Here is a 12,170-nt window from a genome sequence, read left to right as displayed (position 1 = left end):
TGATTTTTTCCCCTAAATTTTCCTGAGGTCATATTACCTGCCGGGTACCGGTTCTATCCTTTAGAACAACAGGTTCCGGCGGAATCTCCACATCTGCCCTGTTATCGTCAGAAAGTGCTATCCAGGCAACTATTATACTTATAATAACAATGACAGCTATTATGTACCATTTTGAATTATTCGTCTTTGGAGCGTTTCCTCTTTTTTCTTCTACATCAATTTTAGCCATTTCACAAATGTTTTGGATCTCCCTATAAGATAAACATCTTAAACCTACCTGACTAAAAATTAACCCGATTTTGACATTTCCAACACTTCAGAAAGAGGTTGTCAGAACGTTAATTGATCAAAATAATGACCTTAATCTTTTACTATTAGAACCGGTTATCCCGGATCTCCTTATCTTCTTTAAAAAAGGATTATGTTTGTAACAAATCCAAAAGATGGAATCAAAAACTACCTCCCCGTTAAAGAGAAACAATGTAAAGATTTTTGGCAAAGGGACTCAGCCTATGCTTTTTGCACATGGCTACGGGTGTGACCAGAATATGTGGAGGTATGTTTATCCTGCTTTTGAAAAAGACTATAAGATCATTCTTTTTGACCACACCGGTGCGGGAAATTCCGACGAGACCCAGTACTCCTTTGAAAAATACGATACCCTTGAAGGTTATACAGAAGATCTACTGGAAATATGTGAAGAATTAGGCCTGCAGGAGGTTATCCTTGTAGCACATTCAGTAAGTTCCATGATTGCCGTACTCGCCGCAAATAAGGAGCCGCAACGCTTTTCCAGGTTAATCCTCATTGGCCCTTCCCCCCGCTACATCAATGACGGCGATTACCAGGGAGGTTTTAACCGGGAAGATATTGATTCGCTCATTGAAGCCCTTAACAGTAATTATTTGGGTTGGGCAGCCAATATGGCTCCAGTAATAATGGGGAATGGTGAAAAACCTGAACTGGGGCAAGAATTGACTAACAGTTTTTGCAGGACGAACCCTGAGATTGCCAAACATTTTGCAAAGGTAACCTTCCTTTCCGATAACCGGCAGGATTTGGCTTCAGTGGAGATCCCAACTCTTGTGATGCAATGTTCGGAAGATGTAATAGCTCCGAAAGAAGTAGGGGAATATGTGCATAAAAACATCAAGAACAGTAGCTTTAGCTTATTAAAGGCTACAGGACATTGTCCGAATCTGAGCGCTCCTGAAGAGACCGTTGAGATTATGAAAGAATTTTTGCAGAAATCCCCTGCCGCGTAATTATGGAGAACGGGTCTTTCAATAATCTTCCTGAAGAATCGGCTGAAGACCTGTATGAGAATGCCCCTTTTGGGTACGTCTCTTTTCTTGCCGATGGCACTATTTTTAAAATCAATAAAACCCTTCTAAACCTGCTTGGTTATAAGAAGGAAGAAGTTGTACAACAAAAAAAGATCCAGACCCTATTTGGGATTGGCGGCAGAATCTATTTTGAAACCCATTTCTTTCCCCTCATCAGGATGCAGGGTTTTGTCAAAGAAGTTAATTTTGACCTTGTTAAAAAGGACGGGAGCGTTTTCCCGGCCCTTCTCAATGTTAACCAACTAAGTGCATCGAAACCCGGGATCTTCTCTTACCGGACTTCGGTAATTGATATTACCGACCGGAAGAAATTTGAAAAAGTTCTTGTAGAAAGTAAAGAAAAAGCAGAAAAGGCAACCCGTGCGAAAGCCGAGTTCCTTTCTACAATCAGTCATGAGATTCGCACCCCTTTAAACGCCATAGTAGGAATTGGAAATCTCCTGCATAAGACAAGTCTTAATGATCTTCAAAAGGAATATGCGAGGATTCTTCAGCTTTCTTCAGAAAATCTTTTAGAGCTGGTGAATAACCTTCTTGACCTGAGCAAACTCGATGCGCAGAAGGTAAAACTTGAAGAAAGGGTCTTCAGTTTAAAAAACCTCTTGGAAGTGCTTATCCATTCTTTTAAAATAAGAGCAGCAGAAAAAAATATAGAGCTTAAAACTGAATTTCCTGAAGGGTTACCGGACCACCTGCTCGGAGATCCTGTAAAGCTTAACCAGGTGCTCACAAACCTTCTTGGAAATGCCATTAAGTTTACCGGAAAAGGCTTTGTAAAATTAGAAATTGATCTTCAGAAATCGGAGAAAGAAAAGGTAGGCCTCCAATTCTCTGTTTCCGACACCGGGATAGGAGTTCCCGCAGACAAACTTGAAGCTATTTTCCAGGAATTTTCCCAGGCAAGCTATGATGTAAACCTGGAATTTGGAGGCACAGGATTGGGACTTACCATAAGCCAAAAGCTCCTTCAAATGCATGGCAGTGAACTAAAAGTGGAAAGTGAGGAAGGTAAAGGTTCAAAATTCAGTTTTTTCCTGGAGTATAAATTATCCAACATGGCTCCCGAAGATCACAGAAGAACGCGGGTAAATGAGGTCATGGCCCAATCGGGCGCCAAGATTCTGGTGGTTGATGATAACCTTACCAATTTATTCATCATCTCTCAATATTTACAGGAATGGAAACTGGATCATACCACAGTAAATTCGGGAGCTGCAGCAATTGATGCAATTAAAAAGAAGCACTATGATATTGTGCTGATGGATCTACATATGCCAAAGATGGATGGCTATGAAACCTCCACCCGAATCGGGGAACTTGAGCCCAATAACAAACCTGTTATCATCGCTTTGTCGGCTTCAGGAAGAGGAGATGTCAGCTTAAAAATGAGCCGGGCAGGAATAAGTGTTTATGTACCCAAACCTTTTGATCCCGCCGAACTTCAGGATATCATTCTTCATTTTCTTAATGAGAATTCAAAAGATAAACCCGGAGAAATAGCAGTTTCTTCTACAAATCCCGATACAAAGCCCTCACCGGACAATCTTTCTACAGAAGACGGAAAAGGAGCATTCAGCCTTACACGCCTGTTGCAGGTTTCCAATCAAAATCCTGATATTCTCCAAAAATTACTCAGGAATTCCCTCAACAGCGTTCAAAGATTTAAAGAGGAATTCACCGATGCTGCAACTCAAAGCGATAGCGAAAAACTTGATGACCTCATCCACAAGAATAAGATGAACCTGCACTACATACAAGCCGAAAAACTGGCGGATGCGGTAGAGAGTTACAGGAAATTACTTGAGGATTCTGAAGCACATCAAAGAGATCTACCTAACAAGAAACAGGAGATCCTACATGAATTTGAGAAGATTATCTCCGGCTTAAAAGCTATAAAACGGGAAGATCTATCCTGATCATTTTTGCTATCTCCTTTGTGTGATGAGCAGCGGATATTGGTTGAAGGTTAATTGTCATTCTCACCAGAAACCATATAATTATAATAGAGGTTTTCTATTTTTGCCTGATTATGATCAGAATTCTTCTTTTAAGCTTAGCTCTTTTAATTCCGGGCCTCGTCTCTGCACAACTGGTAAATATTGAATCCAAACGCATGCAGACCGATTCAGTGAGATTTGCACTAAATGCCGATTTCTCTTTCAATCACACCAATAATGACGGAATCCAGGTGAACCAGGTAGATGCCGGACTTACCACTCAACTGAAATCAAAGGATCTCCGGAAAATCTATTTTCTTATAGGGAACTATAAACTCATAGATTCTGAAGAAAGGAACCTGCAGAATTCCTGGTTCCTTCACGGCAGGTTTAATTACAAGTTCACTGAGGTTTTGAGATTTGAGACTTTCCTACAGGGGCAGTATAACCAATTGCTGGTAGTAGAACAACGCAATCTTATTGGTGCAGGGCTCCGCGTAAAATTTGTGGAGAAAGAACGTTTCATCGGCTATGTCGGCAACAGCTATATGTATGAAGTTGAATTCAGTGAACGGGCCGGAACTACCCATTACAATCACCGCAACAGCACCTATTTGACTTTATCATACACTGCCAAATCGAAGAAATATTCTGTTGCCAATACAGTTTATTATCAGCCGCTTTACAGGGATTTTGACGACTACAGGATCCTGGAACAATTCCGGCTGGATATTCCCCTTTCTTCCTGGCTAAAGGTCTTTACCATTTACAATTATTACTTTGACAGCCAGACTCCGCTAAATACCAAAGAATACACCTCCGACCTCAATTTTGGAGCAGGAGTTAGTTTTTAAAGGTAGATTTAGGAAGGTAGAAGTACGAAGTTTGGAATTTGGTGTCCGGAATTTTCCAAATGTTGACACGAACCCGCATGCGAGACGGAGGAAAAATTATTTCCAATCAATACTGCCCACTGATGACTGGGGCACTGAACACTCTGTTTATTGATCATTATAAATTGTTCATAGTTTAGTGCCTAAATTTGGTGCTTGTTTTGTGGCATTTGAAGCGTTTTTTTTCCTACTTTTAAGAACTAATTAACAAAAAACCGACGAGCGCCTTCCCTACCTGCTGTTTGTTTGAAAAACTAATCCTCAATTCTGAATGGAGTCGGAACAGGCAATTAATACAGGGAACTTTTATATCCTCAAACCACGCAAAGCGCTCAAAAAGGCATTCTTAAAGGTCAAGCCCAACCGATCGCAGATCGAGCAGTTCAAGCAGAACCTTACGCAGCTACTGGACAGGACCAACGAAATTGAATTTACATTGTTAGAAGAAAATTCCGCCGCTGACACCTCTTCTTTAGAAGCAGAAATTGACCGTCTTGTGTATGAGCTTTATGTGTCGACGGAGGAGGAGATTGAAATAATTGGAAATTCTTTTAACTAACAAGGTGGAGAGAGATTCACAGATTCAAAAGAAAATAGATTGAATGAGCAAATTGACCTGTTGGTTTATGATTTATAAAGAATAGACGGAGGAGGAGATCGAAATAATCGAAGAATGAGTTAAATAAAAAATAATATGCAATTCAATATCAAATCCCGAGATGTGAAATTTTTTTTACTTGGAGTAGTAGCAGCATTTATAATTTCTGTCATTTATGACTGGGAAGGTAGTGTACAGGCATTTAAAGAAGGTTCTTCTGCAGGTCAAAATTTCCTTTGTAAATCCAATTAAAAAAATATTGATGAAATTATAATATATGATCTGGTTTAAAATAAAAGAATTAGAAAAACAATTAGTCGCCGGAAAAGTGCCCGATTTTATTATTTACAAGTACCTGCTATCTCACCTGCTGCTTTTTGCATTAATAAATAATATACCTGTTTCCGGTGTAGACACAGATCCTATATGGGCGCCATGGATTCGGTTAATACTGGTTCTTGTCGCGATTACCTGGGGCATTGGCAAGACCTTCGAGATCAACCGTAATGGAGACAACAGGAATTATTTTAAGCGATTGATCTCACTGTCACTCGTTTCAAGCCTCAGGACCATTGTGGCCTTTATTATTTATGCTGCAATTACATCTACAGCCGTTATTTGGGCAGCCAGGATGGGCTTTAGTGCATTATATGAAGGTTTTTGGAGTGAAATATTGGAGTTGGTTAACTATCTCTTTATCCTGCTGGTTTACTATTATATTTTGATCAGTTCCTTTAAACGTATCAATACTCCGGGGCTTTATGAAGAAGCTGAAGGAGAATTTAAAATTCAGGATCAAGAAACAGCCAACTCTCAGAAGTGACATTTTTAAGCACCAGGAAAATTCAAAAATTAAAATTTTGATCTGGTACAACATTAAAGAAATACAATGAAAGAAATTCTACTCCCCCACCACTGGAAAATGATTGCCCTGGGGATCTTTGTGCTTGCAATGGCCACCTGGTTCATAAATGCAGCAAATCCTGAACTCCTAAATCTTGATCCTTATAAGTTCGGCTGGATCCTGAAGATCATAATCCTCACGTCACTCCTGCTCTTTGTTTCCACAAAAGAAAAAGATGAAAATGAGAGAATTGCCAAATTAAGATCCAAGTGTCTTTTTACTGCGGTAATGGTCGGGGTTATCATCCTTAACTTGGAATTGTTTATGGAAATCCTTTTCCAGGGAGATAATGCAGAAATAACAACAGGATATGAACTTATGATGGTCGTACTCCTGGTCTATTATTTAAGTTTTTACATAAAAAAGAATATCAAGACCGTAAAGAGAGGGTGACAAAGAAATTCAAAATTTAAAATTCAAGGTTCAGAATTAAAAGCTGCCAACTGACCGGGCATCTGATTACTTCTAATACCTCTCCTGTAACCATTTTAATTGAAAAAGAATGAAATATAATAAAACAGGACTCTTTATCTTAAATGCGATTTTATTTTCTGCAGTGGTAATCGGCCATTATGGATGGATTGAACCACAAACTGTCCCTTCCGTATTTATAACACCAGCTTTTATAATTTCCGCATCCCTGACATATGGGCTGACAAATAAAAAATCAGATAAAAATGAACAAAATTCGAATAGCAGGCCTAGTTACCCTTCTTGCTGGTCTGACAGCAAATTTTTTAATGGATATTAACGGATTTTGGATTGGAGCAAGTATAGGATTTGGGATTGGGCTTTTAGTTGTAGGAAAAATTAAAAAAGTTTGGTGACTTCTTTGGAATTGGAGAAGTGCTTTATTGTAGAATATTAGAAGATCAACATAACCTATAACTCAACATCAATGAAAAAAATTTCCAAATCAAAAGTAACTCAATACCTGATATTCGGGATTACATTTATCGTTTTATTCCTGATAATGAGCTCTATATTTTCAGATTGGGAGCATTTTAAGGATGGTCTCTTTGGTCGCTAAAATAATTTAAATCATGGGTAAAAAATTAAACCTGTTAAAGGTCACCGGTATCATAACAGCAATAATAATTATTCTGTTATTCCTGGATTATACTCTTGAAGTATTTATCGAGGGGTGGAATAATCCAAAGTAAAAAATTAGTTAACTTGTCGAACTATCTGAACCATTTTAAAACTGAACAAATGAAGAACAAATACAAATTTATACTCGTTATTTTGATTATTATTACTGGTGCAGTACTTTCAGACTAGGATAATTTTAAGGCAGGACTTCTGGGAAATCCTGCTGTTGAAGTAGAAAGCACAAATTAATAGATCTTTCCCGTTGCGCACCAACTGTTGCCGCTTCCCGGAGCTGCACATCTTTAAGAGCGTCGGGTTCATAATCCGGAGGTCACAGCAGCAAAAAATTAAGGATGTATGGGAGCTTTAAAATCCAGCCAACTGATCACTGCGCACTTAATCCTCCTTCCAATACTCCTCAAAAATGTCATTTTCGGATACCTTTAAAAATCATCTCATTAAAAGACGAAACCCCTCCCACTTCTGCACGAACAACATTTTCACAAACAAAAAGGCTATCTTAAAAGCCAGTAAAACGTCCTTCTGAATTTATTTCAGAATCTTTCAATCTGGCTACCAGAAAGAAAAAGAATCTGAAACAAGTTCAGGTTGACGAAAATCCGACTTTATAAACAACCCCTTGTGACGGTTATAAACTTGTTATATCTTCATTCGCAGTCCGATCCCAATATCCAGGCGGCTTAGATTCTCTCTTTGCTCCTCCTCAAATGTCAGGGTTTCTGTAGTGTAGCCATTGTCGACTTTCACCTCACCAAGACTACCTCCGGTCAAAGAAGCCTGTGCCCCAAGAGTGATGTATTTAGAAACGGCGTAGTCATATCCAAGATCCAGTGCGGCACCGAAAGTGGCACCTGATATCTTCAATTTCTGATCTACTAAAACAGCCTTATCTGAATAACCTAAATACCCAAGACTAATACCTCCAAAGAAGGTGTGATTCGGATTCCTGGTGGAGTATTTAGACACGTAGGACGGACCAATAAAATTTATTGCAATTTCATCGGAAATGCTTCCGTTCGCGCCTGTACCATCGTCATACGTAATATTCATATTGCTCATAGTCCCGGAGGAGCCGAACCGGCTGTACTTCAATCCCAAACCCCAGGAAGGTTTGAGGAAGTAAGCTGCATCCAGACCAAAACTGTAACCAGATTTGAGGTCGTTCCCATAATCTTTTAAAGCCGGGGGAGTGTCTTCCGAAAGTTTAGCAAGACGATAGGCATAGCCCCCCTGAAAAGCAATCCGTATTTCCTTTTTCAAGGGCACGGAATCCTGAGCAATTTGTCCAAAAGATAATTGCGAACCCAGGAAAAGTAAAAGCAAAAAAGTAGTTTTTTTCATAATTTATTGATGTGATTAAACAAATAAATGTATATAAAAAACATTTACGCAATCAAAAAAAATAACCCCGGATCAAAAATAAAATTCCGGCCATTTTTTTGGGATTTTCTCCGGTCAACTTCTTCATCATCATCAGTTTATTGAAGTTTTCTTCCTTAAAGAAATGAGACTTTTACACCTTGCATTCTTTGCTCCCTTCTCCTTTCATTTCACCTGCTGATTTTTTTAAAAAAGATGATAAACGTCAGATGAGGCAAACAACTTTTTGTTTACATTTCGGCGTTTTTTAAATGCTAACATGAACACAATCAGACAGAGAAAAGGCTTTGAAAGCAGAGCCTATACTCTAGATCCCGAATCTGACTTTATAGAAGTCGAATTCAATACTATCAAGGAAAAACTAAAGTATAAAATTCACCTCACGGAGGTAGGAACTGATATACAGTACCAGGCGGACAATGTCCTGATTGGAAAGATCTTTTGGGGCCTTTCGACTGCTATAGCCGCCTTTTCTACGGCTTATTATTTCCTGGGCAATCCGGAGGATCCGGGAACTTATGTTGCTAATTCTATAATATGGGGAGTAATTTCAATCTGCGGGATCTTTTTCACTGCCAAAGACGATCTTCTAATTACCAACGGTAACAAGCTAATCACGCTCTTCCGGAACGAAGAAGAAGCTCTGGAATTTGCAAATAACCTTATTAAAAAGGCAAACGAAAAAAAGAAAGAAATGTTGATCAATTTTGATCTTAGTGAAGATCAATTTAACGCAAATATTCATTGGCTTCATTCGATGAGAATGATCGATAAAACTGAACTTGCTCAGCTACAGGCAGATTTCAATATAAAGAAGTTGATATAGCCAACTTCGAATATCCACTCCGCAAAGGTTGTTGAGTGTCTTCCGCTTGCTACTGCTATAAAAACCATAATAACCAATTAAATCAATTTACTAAAAAATGAAAACCACCGCTTCTATCCTGATTCTTTTAATTACAATTCTTTTTTCATCCTGTGGATTACGACCCATTCCGTCTGAGCATACGCTGGTGCAGATGGACAAAGAGCAGACTATTTTAGATAACCTGGGTAACGGTAAAATATTGATCTATAATGATGCGAATATTTTGCACACCAGTGACAAAACCGACCGCTTGAACATTAAAATGGATGGCAGGAATTTGGGGCAGTTGCGCGCTAAAGACTATGTCATAGTCAATCTTGTGAACGGGAAACACACTTTTGATATCCTTCACCTGGATCTGGTGAACATGAAAAGTGATCATGAAGTAACTGTGACGGACACAACGAAGGTGATCATGGTAAAACCTACAATTACTTCCAATAAACTTAAGGTAACGAACCAGCTGCCAGATAACTGGAATAAGTACAGCTATATGAAGTAATTCCCGGCTGAGATTCATCTTTCAGAATTCAACGCCTTTTAAAAAATCCCCGGCTGCGGCAAATGTTTGGAAATTCCGAAAAGTTCAAACCGAGGCAGAAGGAGAGGTAAAGCGGAATTTTTAATACGTTTGCTATTAAAACCCTAATATAAAATGGTTTAGTGGATAAATATGTTCTTAAAAAAGCTACTTCAGGAAAATAGGTGCTGGATTTTCCTATTTTTGAGGGGAAGGTTTTTCCAAATATATAATGAATAACGTTTTCTCTCCACCTTCCACTGTTTACAAAAATGACTCTAAAATCAAATTTCTGAATTAGCATTAAGATAAAATTATATAATCCAGTTCATGAAAAAACAATTCCTCCTTCCACTCCTTATCATTTTCTTTTCCTGTTCTTCCGAAGAAGAAGCTCCCTCCAATCCGGTGGTGGGCACCTGGTACTATCATGGGGTCACAGAGGTCACTACAGCCGGGGAAGAGTTTGAAACCCTGACAGACGAATGCACTAAAAGATCTACGATCAGCTTCACCGAAAGTGGTGCTTTTAAGGAACTGGATTACAGGGAAGTTATGAATAGTGACCTGGGATGTGTCCTTAATGAAGCGACTGCGAACCATAAAATGATGTGGGAAGAAGTTGCTGAAGGAGAATACAGGATCTTTAGTGAAGGATCTACCGGTACAGTCTATGAGATAAAGTTTCCCGATAAAAATACGCTGTGGATGATCGCTCCCCTAGGAGCTTATGAGAGCAATGGCGTTAGTTATAAGTATATGGCCTACGTTCATAAAAGGATTTGAAACAGTAATGAAAGACAAAAAATTCCTTTTTTTCATCATCTTTCTATCCCTGCCGCTTATAATCACCGGGGAATTTGAATTAATTGAGCTCCGCGACCATGAAATTTATAAATACATGAAGGTTGCCGGTTATTTGTTGCAAAGCCTATTCTGGATTTTGTTTTTAGTTAAACAGTCAGCCGTGGTTGATAAGAAAAGGTAAACCTATGTTCTCTCCGAACTCTTTAAAAAAGTACTACTTCTTTTTCCTGTTGTTTTTTACGATTAATAATATCAAGGCTCAATTCTCTATAAACAATCCGATCTACTTTACCAGCGAATTAACCGCGGGCAACTACCTGGGTGTTGACATACATTTTAATTATTTATTGAACGAGGAATATTCTTTTAAAATGGGATATTCAGGCCATCTTCGGGAGCCGAAGTCGGCACCATATAACTATAGTCCGGGTTTCTTTGGGATCCTTAGCTTTGGTTTGAAAAACCCGTTCGATAAATTAGGGAACTATCATGTCATGGCCGGCAGGATCTATAATTTAAATAAAAAAGGAACTATTCGGGCGAACATTTCTTTGGGTTTGGGGTTGGCAGTAATTAAGGAACCTACCAACTGGCAGATATTAGAAAGAGGGCTCCTCTATCAAAACTACACTTTTGACTATAACAAGTATTATACTTTAGGTTTAATATTAAATCCCAAAATAGAATTTCCTTTTACAAAATATTTCGGCTTAACCCTTTCCCCCATGTTGCAAATAAATAAAGACAGGACCTATATTGGGATTGGAATTGGGCACATGATAGGACCATTAAGAAGGGAAGCCCCGGAGGAGGATCTGTAATATATACTGAATTTATAGAGAAACTTGAACCTGGATACTAGAATCTGGACTTACAAAGAGAAGCTAAAATTGAAAGAAGAGAACAAAATAGCATTCACCGGTGGGTCCAGAATTGGTTCTGTAAATAAAACTTTTCCTTTTTCAAAACTAATTATTGAGTCCCAAAAAATTACTCTTAAAAGCACATTTTCCGGCACTATAGAAATCTCTTCCGCAGACCTTCTGGGTGCTGAAGAGGTATTTTATGTTCCAATTCTGGCCCAGGGGATAAAGATCCGGTACAAAAATCCAGACACCAAAAAGACGCTGATCTTCTGGAGCTTCAGGGACCCGAAAAACATCTTTAAGGTTCTCGAAGAACAGGGATGGGTCACTACCGCGGTGAACCCCGGGACGGGTAGTGAAAAGCAGGAAAATTCCGGAACAGGACTTTATAAAGAAATCAAACTTTTAATCTCTCCTCCCTTGCTTGTTCTCTATGCTGCAATGGTATTGTTTGCCGCATTTGTGCAATACAAAAATCACCATAGGTATGATGGTTATGAAAGGATAAACCACGCATCGGGTTATCGACTCGAAGTAAAAAACATGTCAATTGATAACGGGATTGTTTCTTTGAACGATAGTCTGCTGATTTCCGGAGGTTCAAAATTGATCTCTGATAAGCCAGGATGGTTTCGTCATGACTCCCGACCTCTTTTCGGCGAATATCCAATTCCGCCAAACTTTAGCGACTTAGAACCTCCTTTTGAGTTTATCAAAGATCCTGCTACATTCAACCTGCAGGTCGTGAAATGGGGTGATACTTTGGAATTTCAAATTCCCGATCCACACTATAGAGATCCACAAGATCCCACCTTTGGAGAATTGTACGATAAATATTTCGGAAATTAATACTTAAAACCATCCGGGAATCGTTCGTTTTGGAGGAGGATTTATGTTTTGAGATTGAAAACAAATTTAACAAAGAAACAATTATATTT

The 12,170-nt window shown here is 38.8% G+C and carries 15 protein-coding genes; 13 read left to right on the top strand and 2 right to left on the bottom strand.

From position 1 onward, the window contains the following. Positions 1–28: 28 nt before the first annotated feature. Entirely contained in the window at positions 29–229 is a 201-nt protein-coding gene (locus H148_RS0115550) for a hypothetical protein (protein WP_029035625.1), read from the bottom strand. 214 nt (positions 230–443) lie between these two features. Between H148_RS0115550 and H148_RS0115545 the strand changes: the two genes are divergently transcribed. The 8 genes from H148_RS0115545 (at position 444) to H148_RS18655 (ending at position 6,505) form a co-directional block, all read left to right on the top strand. Next, positions 444–1,265 carry an alpha/beta fold hydrolase gene (locus H148_RS0115545; protein ID WP_029035624.1) on the top strand — a complete coding sequence of 274 codons (822 nt, stop codon included), beginning with the start codon at positions 444–446 and terminating at the stop codon, positions 1,263–1,265. A gap of 2 nt (positions 1,266–1,267) precedes the next feature. After that, the gene (locus tag H148_RS0115540; RefSeq protein ID WP_037325453.1) at positions 1,268–3,262 is read left to right on the top strand and encodes a PAS domain-containing hybrid sensor histidine kinase/response regulator; all 1,995 of its coding nucleotides are present in this window, start codon (positions 1,268–1,270) and stop codon (positions 3,260–3,262) included. Positions 3,263–3,375: 113 nt separating this feature from the next. Further along, entirely contained in the window at positions 3,376–4,137 is a 762-nt protein-coding gene (locus H148_RS0115535; protein WP_029035622.1) for a DUF481 domain-containing protein, read from the top strand. A gap of 310 nt (positions 4,138–4,447) precedes the next feature. After that, positions 4,448–4,735, top strand: coding sequence for a DUF7149 domain-containing protein (locus H148_RS0115530; protein ID WP_029035621.1), 288 nt, complete (start codon positions 4,448–4,450; stop codon positions 4,733–4,735). 162 nt (positions 4,736–4,897) lie between these two features. Next, positions 4,898–5,026, top strand: coding sequence for a hypothetical protein (locus tag H148_RS18970; protein WP_281169129.1), 129 nt, complete (start codon positions 4,898–4,900; stop codon positions 5,024–5,026). 25 nt (positions 5,027–5,051) lie between these two features. Continuing rightward, positions 5,052–5,597: a hypothetical protein gene (locus H148_RS0115520; protein ID WP_029035620.1), complete on the top strand. Its 546-nt coding sequence runs from the start codon at positions 5,052–5,054 to the stop codon at positions 5,595–5,597. Between the two features lie 66 nt (positions 5,598–5,663). After that, positions 5,664–6,071, top strand: coding sequence for a hypothetical protein (locus H148_RS0115515; protein ID WP_029035619.1), 408 nt, complete (start codon positions 5,664–5,666; stop codon positions 6,069–6,071). A 284-nt stretch (positions 6,072–6,355) separates the two neighbouring features. Then, positions 6,356–6,505, top strand: a complete 150-nt coding sequence (locus H148_RS18655) for a hypothetical protein (RefSeq protein WP_156877274.1) — start codon at positions 6,356–6,358, stop codon at positions 6,503–6,505. Between the two features lie 925 nt (positions 6,506–7,430). Here the strand turns inward: H148_RS18655 and H148_RS0115495 are convergent. Further along, positions 7,431–8,132, bottom strand: coding sequence for a hypothetical protein (locus H148_RS0115495; protein WP_029035617.1), 702 nt, complete (start codon positions 8,130–8,132; stop codon positions 7,431–7,433). 298 nt (positions 8,133–8,430) lie between these two features. Here H148_RS0115495 and H148_RS0115485 point away from each other — a divergent pair, with 298 nt between their 5' ends. The 5 genes from H148_RS0115485 to H148_RS0115455 all read left to right on the top strand — a co-directional run bounded on the left by H148_RS0115485 (position 8,431) and on the right by H148_RS0115455 (position 12,081). Next, a complete protein-coding gene (locus tag H148_RS0115485; RefSeq protein ID WP_029035616.1) occupies positions 8,431–8,997 on the top strand; it encodes an MATE family efflux transporter in 567 nt (188 codons plus the stop codon). Between the two features lie 97 nt (positions 8,998–9,094). After that, positions 9,095–9,541 carry a hypothetical protein gene (locus H148_RS0115480; protein WP_029035615.1) on the top strand — a complete coding sequence of 149 codons (447 nt, stop codon included), beginning with the start codon at positions 9,095–9,097 and terminating at the stop codon, positions 9,539–9,541. Between the two features lie 348 nt (positions 9,542–9,889). Continuing rightward, positions 9,890–10,345, top strand: a complete 456-nt coding sequence (locus H148_RS0115470; RefSeq protein ID WP_029035613.1) for a hypothetical protein — start codon at positions 9,890–9,892, stop codon at positions 10,343–10,345. Between the two features lie 206 nt (positions 10,346–10,551). After that, positions 10,552–11,187, top strand: a complete 636-nt coding sequence (locus tag H148_RS0115460) for a hypothetical protein (RefSeq protein ID WP_245583439.1) — start codon at positions 10,552–10,554, stop codon at positions 11,185–11,187. A 69-nt stretch (positions 11,188–11,256) separates the two neighbouring features. Then, entirely contained in the window at positions 11,257–12,081 is an 825-nt protein-coding gene (locus H148_RS0115455) for a hypothetical protein (RefSeq protein WP_156877273.1), read from the top strand. Positions 12,082–12,170: the final 89 nt, after the last annotated feature.

The sequence above is a fragment of the Salinimicrobium terrae DSM 17865 genome, from assembly GCF_000424665.1.
Classification (GTDB): Bacteria; Bacteroidota; Bacteroidia; order Flavobacteriales; family Flavobacteriaceae; genus Salinimicrobium; species Salinimicrobium terrae.
The sequence above is the reverse complement of the archived record's forward strand: the minus strand, read 5'-3'. Positions and strand labels throughout refer to the sequence as shown.

Coding starts and splice junctions, on each gene's coding strand:
- H148_RS0115550 (WP_029035625.1), bottom strand. CDS start 229: ATGGCTAAAATTGATGTAGAAGAAAAAAGAGGAAACGCTCCAAAGACG.
- H148_RS0115545 (WP_029035624.1), top strand. CDS start 444: ATGGAATCAAAAACTACCTCCCCGTTAAAGAGAAACAATGTAAAGATT.
- H148_RS0115540 (WP_037325453.1), top strand. CDS start 1,268: ATGGAGAACGGGTCTTTCAATAATCTTCCTGAAGAATCGGCTGAAGAC.
- H148_RS0115535 (WP_029035622.1), top strand. CDS start 3,376: ATGATCAGAATTCTTCTTTTAAGCTTAGCTCTTTTAATTCCGGGCCTC.
- H148_RS0115530 (WP_029035621.1), top strand. CDS start 4,448: ATGGAGTCGGAACAGGCAATTAATACAGGGAACTTTTATATCCTCAAA.
- H148_RS0115520 (WP_029035620.1), top strand. CDS start 5,052: ATGATCTGGTTTAAAATAAAAGAATTAGAAAAACAATTAGTCGCCGGA.
- H148_RS0115515 (WP_029035619.1), top strand. CDS start 5,664: ATGAAAGAAATTCTACTCCCCCACCACTGGAAAATGATTGCCCTGGGG.
- H148_RS18655 (WP_156877274.1), top strand. CDS start 6,356: ATGAACAAAATTCGAATAGCAGGCCTAGTTACCCTTCTTGCTGGTCTG.
- H148_RS0115495 (WP_029035617.1), bottom strand. CDS start 8,132: ATGAAAAAAACTACTTTTTTGCTTTTACTTTTCCTGGGTTCGCAATTA.
- H148_RS0115485 (WP_029035616.1), top strand. CDS start 8,431: ATGAACACAATCAGACAGAGAAAAGGCTTTGAAAGCAGAGCCTATACT.
- H148_RS0115480 (WP_029035615.1), top strand. CDS start 9,095: ATGAAAACCACCGCTTCTATCCTGATTCTTTTAATTACAATTCTTTTT.
- H148_RS0115470 (WP_029035613.1), top strand. CDS start 9,890: ATGAAAAAACAATTCCTCCTTCCACTCCTTATCATTTTCTTTTCCTGT.
- H148_RS0115460 (WP_245583439.1), top strand. CDS start 10,552: ATGTTCTCTCCGAACTCTTTAAAAAAGTACTACTTCTTTTTCCTGTTG.